We start from the raw sequence: 21741 nt of genomic DNA, 5'->3' as shown, positions 1-21741 counted from the left end.
CTTACGCGGCACGCACTGAAAAAACACACCCAACCCCTGTGGTTTTATTCCGATTTTCGAATTTCGAATTCTCGATATTTGTTTTATGTTTGTTTCTCCTTCCGTCCCTCCGTGTTTACCGGGCTTAGATATATGTAGTGGTAGGCGCATCCCTTTAGGGTGCGGCAGTTGATTTAAAAAACGAGCGATTAAGACGAAGGCAGATAAGCAATAACGAAATCTAAACAACGCACCCTAAAGGGTGCGGCTACCAAGACAAAAAAATTCAAATCAAAATCAACTTCCGCGGGCTAAAGACCCGCGTCTACCACGACAAAACATAGCACTTTAGCATTTTAAGTAGTTAAGCTATAGCATAAAAAATTTTTTCTTTCGCTTCTGCTTATCTGCCTATAGCTTAAACAGCTATTTTTTATCATCCGTCCCTCTGTCCCTCGGTTTTCCTGCGCTGCAATTCTTTATATGAGCGCATATCTGCCGTGCGCGCAACGCGTTGCGCGGAAATGCACCTTAGAATCCCTTAAAAATATAGGTAAAAGCCGCGGCACGCTTGTTGCTATTACACAGGTGTTACAAATACCAAAAGGAGAAAATAAAATGAAAAAAATAAAACTGGCAGTGGTTACAGCGGCGGTAATTGTTCTCTGCGGATGCGCTTCTACAACCGGAAATAAAATTTATACAATTAATTCCAGGGGTACTGCGGAAATACCGGGCACAGATGTTTTATCCGCGCAGAACAGGTCGCTGCAGTACGCAAGGGAAGAAATGGTTTATTCAATAGACAGGTTTCTGGATTTTAAGTTTAATTTTGATGAAGAGGCAAAAAGAAAGATAGCGTCTGAAAGCAGGGTGGTAAAAGCCGGAAAAAATAACGGGTGGTATATAACGGAACTTACCTATACGCTGGACCTGTTTGATTTTCTTGCCGACAATGCCGGTTTTAGAAATTTTAACACATGGGAGCTTATGGGTATGCCCAGATATTATGACCACTATATGACAGGCAATAAACCTATCGGGGTCTGGGTTCAGGAAAAATTCGCGCAGGAAATGTCCAATGACCCCGTCAATCAGGCGGTGCTGTCGCTTATTCCGGCGTACAGCGGTAATTTCGCGATAGGAAAAAATATTGTAGGCGCTTTTTTCACAGCCGCAAAGGCAGCCGCCCTTTTAACGGCGGTATTTCACCCGGATGAAGGGGCAAAGATTGCCGCCTGTTCCGGACTGGGGGTGATAACAGCACTTGATTTTTATTCCGTAATATTTGAAACAACCGAATCCATAAAAAAACTTGAAGCGTTAATGAACGCGCTTTCAGGACAAAACAAAATGAAAAAGGAGAATAACAATGAGAATTAAAAACGGTGTAAGAAAGTTTGTAATGACAGCTGCGGCGGTGGGTGCTTTATGCGGGACGCTTTTTGCGGGCGGATATATGCAGGCAAATGATAATGTACCGTCGTGGGAAAGGGATATATACGCGGAGAAAGAAGATAAGACCGGATTCTGGGTTATTGGGGCGGGCGGCGCGGTAAACAGCCTGCCGCTGGCTTCTTCAAAGTTCACCCTGCCTCTGATATACGTGGCCTATGAAGGGGTTAACAAAAAAGCGCTTGGAATCTTTGATGCCAGCTGGTCTTTCGGGCTGTATGATTTTATGCCGGAAGCGGAAATAGCCCTGATACTGCCGGTTAAGCCTATTGACTTCCGTTTAAGCGTGGGCGCGTACTATGACATAATTATCGGCGGCCACGCGGGGGTGCTTGTAAAAGCGGGAGCCATACTTAACAAGACCTATTCTTTTGACCTTATGGTTATCCCTATAGGCACACAGCCTTCCGTGTCATATTCTGAATCCCTGTCGCAGCAGAAAATAGTGGAAAATGACGGCAATCACGGCCTTGAATTCCCGGTATTCGGGGTTCTGACTTCAATAAGGTTTTAAAAATAAAGGGTATAAAAAAGGCGGGGCGAGCAATCCCCGCCTTTTTACTTTAACTTGAAAATAAGCAGGCGGGGTGATAAAGTATGGACATGAACACAATGGTGGAATCATATAACAGCACAATTTTTTATCTTATCGCGGCAACAGGCGCTGTAAACGCGGTCCTTGGCATACTGGCTTTAACCAAAGGAAAAAACAGGCTTAATATTTCATTTGCCATACTAAGCATACTGCTTGCGGTATGGAACGCACTTGTAATTCTTTGGCAGGGCCCCGGCGGGATACACTATCTTGAAAAAATAAACGCGGTTGTGGTTTCATTCATACCGCCTGCCGGAATTTTTCTGATACTTACTTTTTTTAAAATTACAAAAGGCCCGGGTATATCCCTGTTAAAAATATCCGTAATTTTTTCCGCGCTGCTGTCGCTGTACAGCATATCCACGTTTTTCTCGCCGGCGTTGAATTCATTCTATAATACTCCGCCGTTTAAAGTGTGGATGCTTATGCATGTTCTTGTTTTCAGCATGGCAGGCTTTATGGTGCTTTTGTTTAAATACGGCAAAGTTCAGTATAAGCAGGAAAAGATAAAGATAAAATACGTGATATTTGCTTTTGTCGTGCTCTTCACGGGAGCCCTGTTTGAATTAACCGGCGCGCTTGGGCTTCACAGGTTTAACCACATGGGAAACATTGCAAACGCGGTGTACTGCCTGATACTGTTTGGCGCCATTTTCAGGCACAGGCTGTTTGACGCCGGAGTGGTGCTGAAAAATCTTATTATTTATTCCATAGCGGCAGGCGCCGCGACGGTGTTTTATGCCATAGCCGCTTATTTTTACGGCAAAGACAGGTTTTTTGGAATAATGGCGCTGTTTATTTTAAGTTTTGCTGTTTTTTACTATGCAAGGTTTCTTCACGGGGTAATAAAACTTTTTGTTGATTCCGTAAGCGGCGCGTCGGGCACCGAACTGGCCGCGCAGGAACTTAAAAAAATGAAGGTTTCAGAGATAAGCGATGAAGAAAAAATAAAAGCGATAATTGCGCTGCTGTCTGAAACTATGGAAATGGATGTCATTATATATATAAAGGAAGGAAACTATTATGTGCCGTCGTGGAGCATGGGGCCGGATTCCGGTGTTACCGTGGATTACAGCGGTAAATTAAGCGGCATAATGCTTAAGTATGAAGCCGGCGTACAGGATGGCACCCTTAAGATTTTCGGAGCGGATATAATAGCGCCGCTTCTTTACGCCGGCGAAGAACAAGGGGTTATAGCCGCGAAAAAACAGACAGCTGATATTTCTTTTCTGGAAAATGAAATTTCCCTTTTTACGGACGGGGCAATAGAAATATCCGCGTGTATTAACTCTTATCTTTTAAGGCGTACGCTTGACGCGGAAGAAAATATGAAACGCATAGGTTTAATGGCAAGGCAGATGGCGCATGAAATAAAAAATCCGCTTACAGCCCTTTGGGGCGCGGCGCAGTTAATTGACCCCAAAAGCGAAACAGACGCGGAAAATGTTGCCATAATAAGGGATGAAATTAACCGGCTTAGGGGCATACTTGAATCGTGGAAAGATTTTTCCGACCGCATAAAAGTGGAAAAGTCGCCGAATGATGTAATAATGTTTCTGGAAGAAGCGGTAAAGATGGCGCAGTTAACCGGTCGGAATGTGGAGTTTAGTTTTAAAAAACCCGCGGTTTCTTTTACTGCGGAATTTGATAAAGACAGGATGAAACAGGTAATTTTAAATATACTTCTTAACGCGGCAGACGCCTGTGAAAAAAGCCGCGCGCCAATGGTGAAAGTATCCTTAATTCAAAAGGAAACAACTTTTGAAATCAGGGTAAAAGATAACGGTACGGGTATTAATCCGGAAATAATGAGAAAGTTAAAACAGCCGCTTTTTACCACAAAGGTAAAAGGCACAGGGCTTGGTTTATATGTGTCTGATAAAATTGTGGAGGCGCACAAGGGGACGCTTATTCTGGAAAGCGACGGCGCCGCCTATACAGAGGTAAGAATAGAAATTCCTTATAAATAAAGCAATTTATAACTGCGCAAGAAAAACTCAAAAGTGTGCAACGTGCAAAGATTTGCGCATAAACCTTTCAATAAAACCCTATAAAATATAGGATATTATTCGGCATGTTTTATGCTTAGTTATAGCCGGAGTGAGGCGATACAGAAATTAAAGAAACAAAGTTCAGGGTCCGAGGGGTGTAGCAGACCGGTAGAAATGCCGGCCTGCTACTTTTATTTTAAGGGAGTGCCAATGGCTGTAATTATCCTTGATAATTACTTAAAGCGGTGATAAATTGTTATTTACAATGATTTATAACATTATCGCGATAGCCGCGGCTGTTAATGCCATTCTGGCAATAATAGCCCTTATAAAGGGAATTAACCCGCTAAGCGTATCTTTTGCGCTTTTGAATTTATTGCTTTCCGGATGGGCGGGCTGCGTGCTTTTCTGGCAGCATTACGGCATTGAAGAATTTGAAATAATCAACAGGATAGTAACCTCTTTTATTCCGGCAGCAGGCATGTTTTTTGCGTGTTCGCTTTTTCGTCTTGAAAAAAAGACAACAATAAAATACACCTTTTTTGTGGGGCTGCCCGCGTTTATCCTTGCCGGGGCGGCTCTGATGGTTTTTTTCAATCCGGCATTTGAAGAATTTGAAAAATCCGTTCTATATCAGACCGGCATTATGATATATATCTTTGCGGCGCTTATTGTCGTATTTTATATGCTAATCAGCAACTACCGGCTTGTCAAGTTCCGGCAGGAGCGGATAAAAATAGGTATTGTTATTTCGGCTTTCCTTGTGCTTTTTGCCGGCGGCATGCTGGACCTTACAGGCGGGCTTGGCTTTCATAAAATACAGCACGCCGGGATAGTATCCAATATGGTTTACGGGTTAATGATATTTTTTGCCATTTTCAGATTAAGGCTTTTAGACACCGGAATTATAATAAGAAATTTTGCGGCTTCCGTAATTGTGTCGCTTATAGTGGCTTTTTTATTTCTGGCTGCGGAGCACCTTTTAAACGGAGAGTGGAAAGCCATGGCTTCGGTTTTTGTCATTCTGTCTTTTGGCGCCGTATTTTTTTCGGCGCGTACCAGAAATTCTTTTTCGGACTTTTTTGAACAGGCTTCCGGGTCGCCTCCTTCCGGAATTGTGGTCAAACACATTGAAGGGGCAAAAACCATGCAGGCGGATGAAGAAGAAAAACTTTTTTATATACAGGGTGTGCTTGAAAAATACCTTGAAACGGAAACTGTATCTTATGTAAAAGAAGGCGAGTATTTTACGATACTTCAGCCTGAAAAAGCCGGCAAATTCCCGCTTGTTTTAAATTCCATGGCTGTCCCTGACAGGGTTGCGGTACGCTACGGTTTATCCGATGAAACAGAGAAAAATTTTCTGAATGTTTTAAACGCGGACATAGCATCGCCCCTTAAATACGGCGGCGAAGTGACCGGTATTATTGCCGGGAAAAAACAGACCGCTGATATTTCTTTCACGCAGGATGAATGCGAAGCGTTTAATCTGGCGGCTATGGAAACATCCGTGCTTTTAAACGCGATGCGCCTTAAGAAAAAAATAATGGAAGAAGAGAATATGAAGCGTATAGGGCTTCTGGCAAAACAGATGGCGCATGAAATAAGAAATCCCCTTGCCGCGCTGTGGGGCGCTGTGCAGCTTATTATTCCCGACAGGAAAGATGACCGCGAAAACGTGGAAATAGTAAGAAAAGAGGTAAGGCGGCTTACGGGAATTCTGGATACGTGGAAAGACTTTTCGGGAGAGGTCAGGCTTGACCTTAAACAGACGGATTTATGCGCGCTGGCCGATGAATGCGTAAAACTTTCCAAACTGCAGCCGCAGGCCGCATCAGTTGATTTTCAGCTTACGGGTACAAACTGCCCTGTAAATGTCATGGCTGACCCGGACAAGTTAAAACAGGTTTTATATAACCTGCTGATAAATTCTGTTGAAGCAATGGAAGGCAGGCAGAGTCCGGTGATAAAAATAGAGACGGTAAAAAAGAAAGAGTCAGTGGAAATAAAAGTCAGGGATAACGGCTGCGGCATTAATAAAGCGCTTATAGAAAAAGTAAAAGAGCCGCTTTATACAAGCAAGTCCAAAGGTTCGGGGCTTGGGCTGGCTGTGTCGGAAAAACTGGTAAAGGCTCACGGCGGGCTTTTAATTATAGACAGCGACGGGGAAACATTTACGGAAGTCACTGTTTCGCTTCCGTCATAAAAACCGGATTTACCGGGGGAGGACATAATGGCAAAACTGCTTATTGTGGATGATGAGGATAATATAAGAAAGGTCTTAAAACAGCTTCTGGCAAGAAACGGCTTTACCGACATAATAGAAGCGGCTGACGGGGTGGAAGCGCTGGAAAAAATAAATGACAATGAAGTTGATCTGGTTATCAGCGACATAAACATGCCCAGGATGGACGGCATAGCGCTTTATGAAAAAGCAAAAAAACTGGGGCCTGTTTTTATAATACTTACCGCTTTTGGTTCCATTGAAACCGCGGTGAATATGGTAAAAAGCGGGGTTTATGATTTTATATCAAAACCTTTTGACGAGTCCGAGCTTGTAAACACAGTAAAAAAAGCAGTGTCAGAGCGGTGCAGTTCTGAAATGGAAATACAGTTTTCCGGCGGCATAGAAAAAATATTTTTTCAGTCCCGCCACCCGGAAATTGAAAAAATTAACAGCGTGATAGACCGCGTGGCAACAACGGGCGGGCCCGTATTTATAACGGGGGAAACCGGCACGGGTAAAGGGCTTTTAGCGGGAATAATACACGAAAAAAGCGGAAGGCAGGGCGCGTTTATTAAGGTTAACTGCGCGGCAATTCCGGAAACGCTTATGGAATCAGAACTCTTTGGCTACAGAAAAGGCGCTTTTACCGGCGCTGCATGCGATAAACCCGGCAAATTTGAACTTGGCACAGGCGGCACTATTTTTCTTGATGAAATAGGCGAACTTCCAAATGAACTTCAGGCAAAACTGCTTGCCGCTTTGCAGGACAAGGAAATAAACAGGCTGGGCGATACAAAGCCCGTTAAGATAGACGCCCGCGTAATAGCCGCCACTAATATTAATATAAAGGAAGCCATTGAAAAAAAGACGTTCAGGGAAGATTTATATTACAGGCTTAATGTGGTGGAATTTGCCGTGCCTCCTCTGCGTGAACGCGGGGAGGATGTGGGGCTGTTTATAAATTTCTTTAATAAGAAGTATTCGGACGAATACGGCATAGCGCAGAAGAAATTTACCCCTGAAGCTGTTGAATACATATCGGAATGCAGGTTTTCCGGAAATATCAGGGAACTTGAAAACGTGATACAGAAACTTCTTATAATGGAAAAAGACGCGGAAGTCACGGAAGAAATCGCGGCAAGATATTTAAGCAAAGCGGAGTGTAAAACAGATAACAGCCTTATGTTTAGGGCCGGCAAGGATAAAAAGGTGGAAGCTGAAGTATCGCTTATAAGGCAGGCGCTGGAAAAGACCGAAGGTAACAGGACAAAAGCCGCGGAAATTCTTGGTATAAGCAGAAGGACGCTTCTTTACAGGATAAAGGAATACGGCATAGCATAAGGCCGGCCGATAATATATTATGTAGAAAAGACACGGAATATACGCGGGAGGGAAGTTGAAAAAGGTAATATTTATTTTTTTTGTCAGTTTATTTTTATATACAGCGGCCTTTTCCGGGCCGTTAACGCTGAATAAATCCATTGAACCATCAGTGGGCTTTATAGGGGATACGGTTACTGTCTGCCTGGAAATTGAAGCTTCGGCATCTGTTCCAAAAGCGGATATTGTATGGGTGATAGATATAAGCGGATCTATGAGTACAGGTATAACCAATATTAAAAATAATATAAGTCATATGACAAACCTTCTGGCAGCGGAGGGTATAGATTACAGGCAGGGCCTTGTAACATACAGCGATATATATATATAGGTGAGCCTATTACCAATTATGGCTTTATGCCGTCTGACGCGGATTTTCTGTCGGCAATAAACGGAATTTCGCTTCTATCAGGCGGAGACAGCCCGGAAAGCGGGCTTGAAGGGCTTTTGTCCGCGCAGTCATCCGCGTGGAGGGCTGACGCTTCAAAAACAATAATACTTGTAACTGATAACACGGTTAAAACAATTGAAGACGGTAATGGGGTTCATTCGTTGACACATACCGCGCAATCATTATCTGATGAAGGCGTAGCGATTCATGCAATATGCGCGGATATGATGGGTTATACGTATTCCAATCCTAAAGATTTACCCTCTCTTACCCACGGCATATGGCTGGATTATTGGACTCCTTCGTCTGATTGGGATGTATTTCTGGAAGAAATTGGAACGGCAATAAGCACTTATTCAAATGTGGTCATAAGAGACCCCCTGCCTCCGGAATTAATGCCTATTGCCCCTTACGGCGGCGGCAGTTATACCGGCGGGCAGGTGATATGGACGTACAGCAGTGTGGGTAAAGGCCAGCCGTTTACGGTATGCTTTCCTTCTATAATAACAAATGCTTACGCGGGATTCATAAGCAATACCGCGTATATTTCCGCCGACAATGTAACAGAGACCGCGTCTGACACACAGTATATTTTTTATCCGACCAAAACAGCAACAACAACGGCCACGCCCACCGTGACTGTAACGGGTACGCTTACTCCTTCTCCTACAATAACTCCGACCGCATCTCCCACTCCTCCGGTGCTTATGCTTATGGGCAAGGGGACTTTTCCAAACCCTTTCAGAAAAGAGGCGCAGATAGTATATTACCTGACCGCGGAAGCGGATGTAACTGTGAAAATATACACGGTATCCGGAGAGGTTGTTTTTGAATCAGAACCGGTTAAAGGGCTGCACGGGATAAACAGCTTTTTATGGGACGGAAGGAATAAAAACCGGAATCCTGTCGCGTCCGGGCTGTATATATACCGGATACAGGCGGCATCGGCCAAGGGCGAAAAGGTGCAGATATTCGGCAAAGCGGCATGCCTTAGATAAAAGGCGTATCTAAAATTTCTTTAAAACGCTATTTGTATCTTCCGGCGTTGTAAGGTTGACATTTCGGGGCATTATCTTATAATTCTTTATATCAATAATTTAAGGAGGACGTTATGTTTGATTTTTTTCAGCAGGAAAGTTTTCTTGATAAAGTGATTTTTGGCAATACGGTGTTAAGGTATCTGGTGTCTATCGGCATGTTTCTGGTGCCTGCGGTTTTATTGTTTGTATTAAATAAGTTTGTAGTTTCAAGGATAAAAAAATGGATAAGTAAATCTTCCTGGAAGTTAGATGACTTTGCCGTTGACGTGTTTGAAAAGATAGTATATCCCCTTATTTATGCCGGGCTGTTTTTTCTTGCTTTTAATAACCTCTCTGTTGCCGGGCAATATAAAGCGTTAGTAAATAAAACCGGGATAATACTGGTTACAATTTTTGCAATACGCGCTGTTATTATGGTGCTTAATTTCATGATTGTTAAAGTTGCGGTTAAAGGGGAAGACGATGAAATAAGGGCAAAGAGCATGAAAGGCATTATGGGGCTTATAAAAATGGTTATATGGATTATAGGAATAATCCTTGTACTTGATAATCTGGGATATAAAGTGTCGGCTGTTGTGGCAGGCCTTGGCATAGGCGGTATAGCCGTGGCGCTTGCCGCGCAGGCGGTTCTGGGGGATTTGTTCAGTTATATCTCTATAATGTTTGACAAACCGTTTAAGATCGGGGATTTTATAATATTTGACGATGTCATGGGAACCGTGGAAAACGTCGGGATAAAAACCACCCGTATAAGCAGCTTAAGCGGGGAGGAAATAGTGGTTTCAAATTCCGCGCTGACCAATTCAAAGGTAAAAAATTACAAAAAAATGGTTACAAGAAGGGTCCTTTTTAAACTTGGGGTGGTTTACGGCACGCCAAAAGAAAAACTTGAAAAGATACCCGTAATAATCGGCGGGATAATAACGGCGATAAGCGGGGCAAGGTTTGACAGGGCGCATTTTTCGGCGTACGGCGATTTCTCGCTTAATTTTGAAGTTGTTTACTATGTTGAAGGAAATGATTATAATAAGTATATGGATATTAATCAGGAAATAAACTTTAAAATTTACGAAGCGTTTGAAAAAGAGGGCATAGAATTTGCCTATCCCACCCAGACGCTTTACGTGAAAAAATAAAAACAATAACGGAGGTGTGCTTTGAATATCGGATTCGGGGAAATAATTGTAATACTGCTTGTCGTGCTTGTTATTTTTGGCGCGAAAAAGCTGCCGGAAATTGGAAAGTCAATGGGAAAGGCCGTGACCGAATTTAAAAAAGGCGTTAAGGACATTAAAGATGAAGAAAGCGGCGAAAAAAAAGATAAATAAGAAACCGGCGGCTGAGAAGCTGCCGGATTTTGTTTTACACCTTGAAGAGCTGCGTTTCAGGATAATAGCGGTTATTGCTTTTTTTATAGCCGCTTTTTTTATATCTTTTTTTTACTGCGGAGCGATAATGGAATTTCTTCAGCGCCCTATTGCCGGCGCGGCGGAAAAACTTTATTATTTCAGGGTGTACGAGAAATTTACAACGTACCTTAAAGTATCCGCGGTAACAGCCTTGTTTTTCCTGGTGCCGTTCTTTTTAATCCAGTTGTGGGGGTTTGTGAAACCGGCGCTTGACAGCAAAGAGAGAAGTTTTTTCGCGTGGGGGCTTATTGCCGCGCCCGCGGTTTTTTACGGCGGGGCTTTTTTTGCGTATAAAGTTATGCTTCCGGCGGCGTTTTCTTTTTTTGCGGGGTTTGCAGGGCAGGATAATATACAGCCTGTGTGGGGGATGACGGATTATTTTGGTTTTTTATCATCGGTAATTATGGTAACCGGAGCGGTTTTTCTTCTGCCGCTTGTTATGCTTCTGCTTATGAAAACGGGTATACTTAAATATGAAACCGTGTCAAAGGCAAGGGCATACATAATAATTGCCATATTTATCATAGCGGCGGTTTTTTCCCCGCCGGACGTGATATCGCAGATGCTTGTTGCAGTGCCGCTATATCTGCTGTTTGAAATCTCGCTGCTTACGGGCAGGGCTTTAAAAAATTAAATATTCAGGGGTGAAAAAAATGAACAGGCGCGAATTCATAAAAAAATCAATTCAGGCCGCTGCAGCCGCGGGCGCGTATACAATGCTTCCCGCGTCAAAACTATTCGGTGCCGCAGCTGAAGGCAAAACACCGCCGTATCTTGTGGCGGTAAAAAATTCAACCCCGGCTAAAATGTACGCCGCCGCCCTGGCTGCAATGGGCGGCATTTCGCAGTTTGTCCGCAGGGGGCAGACGGTGGTTGTTAAACCCAATATCGGCTGGGATGTAACGCCTGAACTTGGCGGCAATACCAATCCGCAGCTTGTGGAAGCGGTGGTAAAAAGCTGTGTTGATGCCGGCGCTAAAAAAGTGTATGTGTTTGACCACACGTGCGATAACTGGAAAAAAACATATAAGACAAGCGGCATTGAAGACGCGGCAAAAAAAGCGGGCGCGCTTGTGGTGTCAGCCGCGTCAGAGGCGGATTATATTGATGTAAAAGTGCCGGGGGGTAAAACCCTTAAAGAAACAAAAGTGCACAAGCTTGCGGTTGAAAGCGACGTTTTTATAAACGTGCCGGTGTTAAAAAATCACGGATCTTCGGGGCTTACCATTGCAATGAAAAATCTTATGGGAATAGTGTGGAACCGCTGGAGCTGGCACGCCACGGGGCTTCATCAGTGCATAGCGGATTTTGCGGCGTACAGAAAACCCGATTTGAATATTGTGGACTGTTACAGGGTAATGAAAGCCAACGGGCCAAGAGGTATTTCCAAGGAAGACGTCGTTTTGATGAAAACCCTTATAATGTCAAAAGATATGGTGGCAGCTGACGCGGCATCCGCAAAGATAGCAGGGGCGGACCCTTCGGATATTGAATATATAAAGCTTGCCGATGGCAAGGGTATAGGCACTATGAACCTTGATTCAATAAACATAAGAAGGATAACCCTTTGAAACCTGCAAGAATAATAATTTCGCTTATTTACGGCGCGCTTTTTGTTGTGTTTTTTTCCGGCGCCGTGCACGAATATAACGCGCTGCTTCAGTTTGTGCCCAAAAGCCAGTTTATGCCCGCGCTTTTAAAGAGCGTCGGAGGAATTACCATTGCCTCTTTTGCGGCTGTGTTTGTTTCCGTTTTAGCGGCTTTGTTTTTTGGAAGGGTATATTGTTCGGCTGTCTGCCCGCTTGGAATTTTTCAGGATTTTTTTATATTTTTAAGGTATAAAATTAGCCCGAAAAATAAATTTAAGTATTCAAAAAGTTACTTTGGTTTTCACCTTGTAATACTGGCGGCCGCGGTTCTGGCCTATGCGGCGGGTTTTATATCAATAATGTCGGTTCTGGAGCCTTACAGCGCCGCGTCAAGAAGCGCGGCTTCGTTTTTGTCTCGCTCTGCCGTGTCTGCGGGAGTTTTCTGGTATTCAGTTTTTTTTGTATTGTTTATGGCGGCTGCCGCATTTATTAAAGGCAGGCTTTTCTGCAATACGCTGTGCCCTGCGGGTGCGGTGCTTGCGCTTATCGCTAAAAAATCTGTTTATAAGATAAAAATTAACGAAAATAACTGCACGCATTGCAACAGGTGCGAAGCCGCGTGCAAAGCCGGATGTATTGACCATAAAAATTTAAAAGTGGATTTTGAAAGGTGTGTGGGGTGTTTTAACTGTATAAGCGCGTGTAAAGATGATGCCATAGGTTATGAAAAAGTATCTGTTATAAAAAAGGATAATGCCAAAAGAAAAACAATAAAAAAACTGGCGTTTTTTACGGTTGCTGCGGCAGGGCTTACGTTTTTTAGTAAAGACCTTTTTGCTTTTAAATCCGTAATTCCCGTAAAAAAGAGCCTGCCTGTATTGCCTCCCGGCGCCGGTTCCATTCATCATTATAACAGCCATTGCACCGCGTGCCACGCCTGCGTATCCGCGTGCCCGCAGAAGGTGATAGCGGCAAATGTGGCGGATTTTGGCGCGTTAAAATTAATGCAGCCGGTTATGAATTATTCCGCTTCATACTGCCTGTACAGCTGCAATGAATGTACAAAAGTCTGCCCGACAGGCGCCCTTGAACAGGTTTTAATAAAAGAAAAAAAGTCGGTTCAGCTTGGCAGGGTACATCTTATAAAAGAAAACTGCATCTCGTGGAGTGACCACAAACCCTGCACGGTATGCACAGAACACTGCCCTACAAAGGCGGTATATTCCGTGCTGAATAACGGCATTGCCGCGCCGGAAATTCTGCCGGATATCTGCATAGGGTGCGGGGCATGCGAATATGTATGCCCGGCTGTCCCTCATAAAGCCATTTTTGTTGACGGATTGAAAAAGCAGGGCAAAGCCGGCGACCCTGTAAAAGCAAGCAGGCCGGGAGAATGGAAGTTAACCCCCATAAAAAATGAAAAACCATCCTCGGGCGGCGATTTTCCTTTCTAATTCAACCCGCGGTTTTGCTGCTGTACCGCCCCTTATTTGCTATTGCTGTATATAAAGGGTATAATTGGTATGTAAGAAGAGCTGAAACAGGAGGTGAAGGATATGGGATATTACAAAACGCAGGCGGAAATAAGAAAAGAAAAAGATAACCCTAAATCAATAAGCGACGAGAGAATGGAAAATCTTGAAGAACGGTTAACCGGCTTAAATATGTTTCAGCAGAAATGGAAATACGGGCTGGAATATATAAGGGATGCAATGGATAAAATGAAAAAAGTGGACAGGAAATAAAAGACAGGCATAACGCAGGAAGAAGGTGCTGATATGACGATTATGGATTTTTCAGGGAAAAAGATATGCGGGGTAACGGCGGAAGCCATTATCGCGGTAATAAGGCAGAAACAGGCAACGCATGAGAATAATTTAAGGGAAAAGACAAAAGTCCGCCTACACCACCTGTACAACAGGGATTTCTACAGGTTATCGGACATGGACGCCCTGCACAATAAATGGGACAATTTAATAAATATAATGATGGGATAATTACGAGGCCGGTTTAATTTGCCGGCAGTGTTTATAATAAATGTAAAGGCGCAGAATGGTGCGCCTTTTTTTTTAAAGAATCCGGGCGCAATGTGACAGGCCTTACGCGTTAAAAAATAAAAACAACTATACTTTTAAATCCTCCTTGTGATAATGTGGTTAATATTATTAAGGAGGATTTTTATATTATGAAGAAGAATAAAAGAAGAAAATTCAATAAAAGTTTTAAATGTCAGGCGTGCGGGGACTGCTGCAAGGTGGAAGGGTATATTCACGTTACAATTACTGACATTAAAAATATCAGCCGGCACCTTAAAATGACAGAAAAGCAGTTCAGGGATAAATACGTGCGGTGGGTGCATCAGATTGGCAGGGTGCTGCCCGCGGGGGTCAACAGTTCCTGCACTTTCTTAAAGAACGGCAGATGCGAAATATATAAGGCAAGGCCTGTTCAGTGCAGTTCTTTTCCCTATTGGGATATGATAACCGGCGATAATGACGAATGGGAATACGCTAAAAGTTATTGTAAAGGGTGCAGGGAAATGGGCGAAATTATTATTAAGTAATAAGTTTTTTTAACCGATGAAAACCCTAAAGTATAAACCGAATGAAAAAAAGTGAATCTTTCCCGGCCGCGGCAGCCCGCGGTTTTTCTTTTTAAAAAAGCATTTTTTTTTGTTAATAAACAGTACATGTGTGATAAAATTATTTATCAGTTAAAAAAGGGGGAAAGATGAAACACGGCGCCTTTTTTAAGGGCGGCGCCTGTGAGTTTTGTGTATGGGCTCCGCTTAAAGAACGAATAGAACTTGTGATAAAGGGATATCCGCGGCCCATTTTGTATATGGAAAAGGATAAGGACGGCTATTTCAGGACAATGGTGCCGGATGTAACCGTTGGAATGGAATACATGTACCTTATTGACGGCAGGGACAAAAGGCCGGACCCTGCGTCTTTCTGGCAGAAACAGGGCGTTCACGGCCCTTCTATTATATACGATCAGAACATATTCCCCTGGAGCGATGACGGGTTTTCTCCGCCGGACTTAAAAAAAATGATTATCTATGAAGCCCATATAGGTACTTTCACTCCGCAGGGCACTTTTGAATCCGCTGTTTCAATGATACCGTATCTGAAAAAACTTGGGGTAAACGCGCTGGAAATAATGCCTGTGGCGCAGTTTCCGGGAGGGCGCAACTGGGGATATGACGGTACATACCCTTTTGCCCCGCAGGACACATACGGCGGCCCGGAAAAACTTAAATATCTTATTAACGAACTTCATAAAAATAATATCGCGGTTATTATGGATGTTGTATACAATCATCTTGGGCCGGAAGGAAATTATACCGGCAGTTATGGGCCGTATTTTACAGACAGGTATAAAACCCCGTGGGGGGACGCGGTTAATTTTGACGGGGAACACAGCGCCGGTGTCAGGGATTTTTTTATTCAGAATGCCGTATTCTGGATAGAAAGTTTTCACGTGGACGCGTTAAGGCTTGACGCTGTTCACGCTATTTTTGACGGCAGTAAAAAACATATACTGCAGGAGATAAAAGAAAAAGTTTTGGATTTCTGCCTGGCGGGACAGAGAAAAGCATATGTAATTGCAGAAAGCGACCTTAATGACAGCCGCCTTGTAAAGGATATTGAAAGCGGCGGATACGGCCTTGACGCGCAGTGGTCGGATGACTTTCATCACGCTGTTCACAGCGCGCTTACGGGTGAAAGCAGCGGTTATTACGGCGATTTTAATGGCGCGGCTGATGTGGCAAAAGCGGTGGAAAGTGTTTTTGTTTATGACGGCCAATATTCAGCTTTCAGAAAAAAAGTTCACGGCACTTCCGCGCGCGGCATAGACCCGGGCAGGTTTGTGGCATTTATTCAGAACCACGACCAGATTGGAAACAGGGCACAAGGCGACAGGCTGATTTCAATGTGCGGCGGAAAAAAAGCAAAGCTGGCGGCTGCCGCGTGCCTGCTTTCCCCTTTTGTGCCTCTTTTATTTATGGGAGAAGAATACGGCGAGACAAAGCCGTTTTTATACTTTATCAGCCATACGGATAAAGGGCTTATAGAAGGGGTAAGGGAAGGCCGCAAAAAAGAATTCGCGGGATTTTTAAAAGACGGCGAAGAACCGCCTGACCCTTATTCTGAAAGCACGTTTCTTAATTCGTCCCCTGATTTTTCAAAACATGAAAATGGCGCGGGCGCGGAGATGTTTGATTTATACAAGCGCCTTATTGACATACGTAAAAAAACGCGGTGTTTTAATGATGAAAAAACTGTCAGGCAGGTAAGTATAGAAGATTCCTGTGTTATAATAAAATACGAATGTGAAGGGGAAAACAGCATACTTGCGCTTAATTTTGGGGAGGCCGCGTATAAACTTAAGGCGGATGGATACACGGTACAGGCCGGAGATGACGGTACAATAAAACCTTTATCTTTTGGTTTTTATGTTAAGGAGGGCAAATGAACAAATATATATGCGTACACGGCCATTTTTATCAGCCTCCAAGGGAGAATCCCTGGCTAAGAGAGATAGAACTTCAGGATTCCGCTTTTCCTTATCATGACTGGAATGAAAGGATAACAGCTGAATGCTACGCCCCAAATGCAGCTTCCAGGATACTTGATGAGGACAAAAAAATAGTTGATATTGTAAATAACTACTCTAAAATAAGTTTTAATTTTGGGCCTACGCTTTTATCCTGGATGGAAAAGAAAAAACCTGATGTGTACAGGTCCATAATAGAAGCGGATATCTTAAGCCGCAATTATTTTGGCGGGCATGGGTCCGCCATTGCCCAGGTATACAACCATATTATTATGCCGCTTGCGTCAAAGCGTGATAAAGAAACACAGGTAAGATGGGGTATTGCCGATTTTCAGCACAGGTTTGGAAGGTACCCGGAAGGCATGTGGCTTGCTGAAACCGCGGCTGACCTGGAAACCCTTGAAATTCTGGCGCAGGAAAATATTAAGTTTACAATACTGGCGCCAAGGCAGGCATCTGAAATAAAGGAAATAAACGGCACGGAATGGGAAAGCGTAAGCGAAGGCAGGGTTGACCCCAAAAGGCCTTACAGGTGTTTTCTTCCTTCGGGAAAATTTATTGATATATTTTTTTATGACGGCCCTATATCGCAGGACATTGGTTTTGGCGGGCTTTTAAGCAGCGGCGAGGTTTTAAGGGACAGGCTTATGGGGGCTTTTTCCGCGGAAGAAACCGGGCCGGAAATCGTAAGCATAGCCACCGACGGCGAGACTTACGGACATCATCAGGTGCATGGCGATATGGCGCTTGCGTACTGCGTTTATGAAATTGAAACAAAACAGCTGGCTAAGATAACTGTTTTCGGGGAATATCTGGAAAAATTCCCGCCTCAGCATGAAGTCAGAATATATGACAACAGCTCGTGGAGCTGCATACACGGGGTGGAAAGATGGAAGTCGGACTGCGGATGTAATTCCGGGACAAAGCATGGATGGGAACAGAAGTGGCGCGAACCTTTAAGGGAAGCTTTTGACAGCGCAAGGGATAAAATGGCGGATTTTTATGAACAAAAAGCCGTAAAATATTCGCAACAGCCGTGGAAATTAAGGGATGATTATATAAAGGTAATACTGGAACCGGGGGAAGATTCAATTCAGAAGCTGCTTCAGGAACATTCCGGCAGGAAAGTTGAAGGAAAAGAACTGACAGAGGCTGCAAGGCTGCTTGAACTTCAGCACAACGCGCTTTTAATGTACACAAGCTGCGGCTGGTTTTTTGACGAAGTGTCAGGGATAGAGACAACACAGATAATGCAGTATGCCGCAAGGTCCATACAGCTTTTAAGGCAGTGCGGCGGCCCTGACCTGGAACCCGAATTTGTAAACACAATAGCAAAAGCAAAGAGCAATATCCACGAGTACAAAGACGGGGCGCGTGTGTTTGAAAAGTTTGTAAAACCCGCCATGATTGACCTTTTCCGCGTAAGCGTGCATTTCGCGGTTTCGTCGCTTTTTGAAGAATACCGTGAAAATCCCAAAGTTTATTGCTATTCCGTAAATGTGGGAAGTTTTGAAAAACTGGAAGCCGGAAGGCAGAGGCTTGCAATAGGCCACGCGTATATGAAATCTGACATTACTTTTGAAGAGGAAAAAGTAAGTTTTGCCGTGCTGCATCTGGGGGACCACAATATAGTTGCAGGGGTAAGGCCGTACACCACGGAAGAAACGTTTAATGAAATGCACGGCAGCATAAAAGAAGCGTTTTTAAGCAACAGTGTTCAGGATTCGGTAAGGGCAATTGATGAAAGGTTTGAAAAATATAACTATTCGCTGTGGCACCTTTTTAAGGCGGAGCAGAACGATATTTTAAACAAGATATTCCAGCCCATCATGAACAACATATCCGCGCTCTATTCACAGATTTACGAATCCAATTACCAGATAATGTCGGTAATAAAAGAAAAAGGGATTTATGTGCCCAAAGCTTTTTTAACCTCCGTGGAATTTGTATTAAATGAATGGATGAAAGAGCTGATGGAAACAAAAGAGCCGCAGCCCGAAGAACTTGGACGTGTTGTAACGGAAATAAAAAAGTGGGGGGTTGAACCGGACAGGAACATTATGAGAATGGTTGTGGGCGGCGAAATAGCCGATATAATGGAGATGGCGCTGGAAGAAACAGACGGCACACAGCTTATGGAAAAAACAAAAGAGACCCTTGAAGTCTTAAATGATATGAAAAAGGATATTAATTTCTGGCGCGCTCAGAATGTTTATTACAGGATGGGAAAAAGGCTTTACGGATTGTATTCGGAAAAAGCGGCATCCGGCGATGCAGACGCCATGAAGTGGCTTGATGCCTTTAATTCAATCGGGGAACTTCTTGGGGTAAAGGTGTTCTGATGAATATACCGCGCGCGACGTACAGGTTTCAGTTTAATAAAGATTTTCCGCTGGCACGGGCCGCGGAACTTGCCGGCTACCTGTCTTTAATGGGCTTTTCTGATGTTTACGCTTCCCCTGTTTTTAAAGCCGCGGAAGGCTCCACGCACGGTTATGATGTCACGGATCCGGGAAAGATAAGCTGCGAAATAGGCGGTATCACCGGGTTTGAAAAAGCCGTAAAAGCGTGCGCGGCGCAGGGGGTGTCATGGGTTCAGGATATTGTGCCCAATCATATGGCATTTACAAAAGATAATTATATGCTTATGGATGTCCTTGAAAGCGGGATAGATTCCAAATATAAAAATTTTTTTGATGTTACCTGGGGCCATTCATTTGAAAGCATGCACGGCAGGCTGCTGGCGCCTTTTCTTGGAGAACCATACGGCGAAGCGCTTGAGAGCGGAAAAATAAAGGTTCAATATTCAAAAGACGGGCTAACCGCCGGTTATTATGAACACTCTTTTCCCATAGCCATAAAATCATATTATTCTTTCTTTACCGGCGGTATTGATGAACTTAAAAAAAAGCTGGGCAGAAAAAATAACGACTATATGCGTTTTACCGGCGCGCTGTATGTGCTTAAGAACCTGAAAGGTATTGATGATGTCACCGAAAGGAAAGAGCAGATAGATTTTGTCAAGTCCATTTTGTGGGAACTGTATGAATCGGGCGGGGAAATAAAAACATATATTGACGGGATTGTAACTTTGTATAACGGAGAACCGGGGAAACCTGAATCATTTAACCTGCTGGACGCGCTTTTAAAAGAACAGTATTTCCGCCTGGCGCTGTGGAAAGTGGCGTCTGAAGAGATAAATTACAGGAGGTTTTTTAACATAAACGGGCTTATATCCGTAAAGGTTGAAGAACCCGAAGTATTTAACGCCATTCACAGGCTTGTGCTTGAACTTATTTCCAAAGGGCTTATATCAGGATTAAGGATAGACCATATTGACGGGCTGTATGACCCCACCGCGTACATCAGAATTTTAAAAAAAGCCGCGCCTGAAGCATATATTGTTGTGGAAAAAATACTTGAAAGCACGGAAAAACTTCCCGCGTACTGGACAGTTCAGGGCACGACAGGATATGATTTTATGAATTATGTGAACGGTATTTTTGTGATGCAGAAAAATGAAAAAGAGATGACAAAGGCGTATGAAAAATTTACAGGCGCGCAGTTTGATTACTATGGCGTTATGACCGCGAAAAAGAGGCTTATTATAGGAAAAAGAATGGCCGGTGATGTTGATAATTTGGCCTCTGCTATCAAAGATATAATGTCAAAATACAGGCATGGAAGCGACATTACAATGTATGGAATAAAGCGAGCCCTTGTGGAAGTGCTTGCTTTTTTCCCTGTTTACAGGGCTTATGTAAATAATGAATACGTAACAGACAAGGATACCGCGTATATAAAGGAAACGATAGAAGCGGCAAAGAGAAACGCGCCGGGGCTGTCGTATGAACTTGATTTCATGAAAAAGTTTCTTCTGCTTGAATTTGATGATTTTATGGATGAACCGGCAAAACAGGGATGGATAAAAGTGGTCATGAAACTTCAGCAGCTGACAGGGCCGCTTATGGCAAAGGGTTTTGAAGACACGTTTTTATACATATATAACAGGCTGCTGTCTTTAAACGAAGTGGGAAGCAGCCCTGACAAATTTGGGATAAGTATCAGGGAATTCAATAATTTTTGCCTGGAACGCGCCAGGCTTTGGCCGCATACCATGAATGCCACGTCCACCCATGACGCAAAAAGGGGGGAAGATTCAAGGGCAAGGCTTAATGTGCTTTCGGAAATGCCGAAGGCATGGTCGGAAAGAACTAAAAAATGGGCGTCTGTCAATTACGCGGTAAGGCCGGCTGTGATAAGCAAAAATGATGAATACATGGTGTATCAGGCTTTACTGTCAGCATGGCCGTTTAATGAAGCAGAAGTGCCGGGTTTCAGGGAAAGGGTTAAGGATTTTGTGATAAAAGCGGTAAGGGAAGCAAAAGTATACACAGCATGGATAAAGCCGGATGAAATTTATGAAAACGCTGTAACTGATTTTGCGATGAAGATAACAGACCCTGTAACGGGGAAGGATTTTCTGCACGATTTTCTGCCTTTTGTAAAAAAAGTTTCTTTTTACGGCGTGCTAAATTCTTTATCGCAGGCCTGCATAAAAATAGCGGCGCCGGGAGTCCCGGACTTTTACCGCGGCACAGAGCTGTGGGAATTTGCTTTTGTGGATCCGGACAACAGAAGGGCTTTGGATTACGGCGTAATTCAAAATAACGCCGCGATAATAAAAGAAAGGGAAAATGACCCTTCTTTTACCGCGGAAATTTTAGCAAAGTATAAAAGCGGGCTTGTAAAGCAGTTCTTAATATTTAAAATGCTTAACGCAAGGCGCAAAGAAGAACAGCTATTTACAAACGGCGGGTTTGTAAGTTTAAAAACCGCAGGCAGGCACGCGGATAAAGTTGTTACGTTTGCAAGGGATAAGGATAAAAAACTTGCCGTGATTGCGGCGCCAAGGTTTACTTCTATGATGGTACGCGAAGATGAAATGCCCGCGGGTGAACACGTCTGGGGCGATACTCACATAATACTGCCCGAAGATCCGCCGCAGGTTTTTACGTGCGCGATAACCGGTAAAACGGTAAAGGCGGACGGAAGGAAATTATATTTAAGGGATGTTCTGGCGGTATTTCCGTGCGGGCTTGTTATATCGGAATAAAAAAGGCCG

Annotated in this window: 18 protein-coding genes; all 18 read left to right on the top strand. The window is 43.7% G+C overall.

Translation table 11 applies throughout. From position 1 onward, the window contains the following. Positions 1-462 precede the first annotated feature (462 nt). Positions 463-1362, top strand: a complete 900-nt coding sequence (locus CVV21_04620; GenBank protein PKL92035.1) for a hypothetical protein — start codon at positions 463-465, stop codon at positions 1360-1362. Beyond that, positions 1352-1948, top strand: coding sequence for a hypothetical protein (locus CVV21_04615; protein PKL92034.1), 597 nt, complete (start codon positions 1352-1354; stop codon positions 1946-1948). Before CVV21_04620 ends, CVV21_04615 begins: the two co-directional genes overlap by 11 nt. Positions 1949-2031: 83 nt before the next feature. Next, a complete protein-coding gene (locus CVV21_04610; protein ID PKL92033.1) occupies positions 2032-3999 on the top strand; it encodes a hypothetical protein in 1968 nt (655 codons plus the stop codon). A 274-nt stretch (positions 4000-4273) separates the two neighbouring features. Then, positions 4274-6226 (top strand): hypothetical protein, encoded by a 1953-nt coding sequence (locus CVV21_04605; protein ID PKL92032.1) that lies wholly within the window; start codon positions 4274-4276, stop codon positions 6224-6226. Positions 6227-6253: 27 nt separating this feature from the next. Beyond that, positions 6254-7588 (top strand): hypothetical protein, encoded by a 1335-nt coding sequence (locus CVV21_04600; GenBank protein ID PKL92031.1) that lies wholly within the window; start codon positions 6254-6256, stop codon positions 7586-7588. Between the two features lie 55 nt (positions 7589-7643). Next, positions 7644-7958, top strand: a complete 315-nt coding sequence (locus CVV21_04595; GenBank protein PKL92030.1) for a hypothetical protein — start codon at positions 7644-7646, stop codon at positions 7956-7958. 26 nt (positions 7959-7984) lie between these two features. Beyond that, a complete protein-coding gene (locus CVV21_04590) occupies positions 7985-9016 on the top strand; it encodes a hypothetical protein (GenBank protein ID PKL92029.1) in 1032 nt (343 codons plus the stop codon). A gap of 113 nt (positions 9017-9129) precedes the next feature. Beyond that, positions 9130-10194 (top strand): mechanosensitive ion channel protein MscS, encoded by a 1065-nt coding sequence (locus CVV21_04585; protein ID PKL92028.1) that lies wholly within the window; start codon positions 9130-9132, stop codon positions 10192-10194. A gap of 21 nt (positions 10195-10215) precedes the next feature. Then, positions 10216-10386, top strand: a complete 171-nt coding sequence (tatA, locus tag CVV21_04580; GenBank protein PKL92027.1) for a twin-arginine translocase TatA/TatE family subunit — start codon at positions 10216-10218, stop codon at positions 10384-10386. Further along, positions 10355-11101, top strand: coding sequence for a twin-arginine translocase subunit TatC (gene tatC, locus CVV21_04575; protein PKL92026.1), 747 nt, complete (start codon positions 10355-10357; stop codon positions 11099-11101). Before tatA ends, tatC begins: the two co-directional genes overlap by 32 nt. A gap of 19 nt (positions 11102-11120) precedes the next feature. After that, entirely contained in the window at positions 11121-12038 is a 918-nt protein-coding gene (locus CVV21_04570; protein ID PKL92025.1) for a tat (twin-arginine translocation) pathway signal sequence, read from the top strand. Beyond that, a complete protein-coding gene (locus tag CVV21_04565; GenBank protein PKL92024.1) occupies positions 12035-13510 on the top strand; it encodes a hypothetical protein in 1476 nt (491 codons plus the stop codon). Before CVV21_04570 ends, CVV21_04565 begins: the two co-directional genes overlap by 4 nt. Before the next feature lie 102 nt (positions 13511-13612). Then, positions 13613-13801: a hypothetical protein gene (locus CVV21_04560; GenBank protein ID PKL92023.1), complete on the top strand. Its 189-nt coding sequence runs from the start codon at positions 13613-13615 to the stop codon at positions 13799-13801. Between the two features lie 33 nt (positions 13802-13834). Continuing rightward, positions 13835-14053, top strand: a complete 219-nt coding sequence (locus CVV21_04555) for a hypothetical protein (GenBank protein ID PKL92022.1) — start codon at positions 13835-13837, stop codon at positions 14051-14053. A gap of 188 nt (positions 14054-14241) precedes the next feature. Next, positions 14242-14619: a YkgJ family cysteine cluster protein gene (locus CVV21_04550; GenBank protein ID PKL92021.1), complete on the top strand. Its 378-nt coding sequence runs from the start codon at positions 14242-14244 to the stop codon at positions 14617-14619. A 167-nt stretch (positions 14620-14786) separates the two neighbouring features. Then, positions 14787-16535, top strand: a complete 1749-nt coding sequence (gene treZ, locus CVV21_04545) for a malto-oligosyltrehalose trehalohydrolase (GenBank protein PKL92020.1) — start codon at positions 14787-14789, stop codon at positions 16533-16535. Next, positions 16532-18958, top strand: coding sequence for a glycoside hydrolase (locus tag CVV21_04540; protein PKL92019.1), 2427 nt, complete (start codon positions 16532-16534; stop codon positions 18956-18958). The genes treZ and CVV21_04540 overlap by 4 nt, the downstream gene beginning before the upstream one ends. Continuing rightward, entirely contained in the window at positions 18958-21732 is a 2775-nt protein-coding gene (gene treY / locus CVV21_04535) for a malto-oligosyltrehalose synthase (protein ID PKL92018.1), read from the top strand. The genes CVV21_04540 and treY overlap by 1 nt, the downstream gene beginning before the upstream one ends. The last annotated feature ends 9 nt before the right edge of the window (positions 21733-21741 follow it).

Source organism: Candidatus Goldiibacteriota bacterium HGW-Goldbacteria-1 (assembly GCA_002839855.1).
GTDB lineage: Bacteria > Oederibacteriota > PGYV01 > PGYV01 > PGYV01 > PGYV01.
Note: the sequence above shows the minus strand (reverse complement) of the source record. Positions and strands in the feature narration are given on the sequence as shown.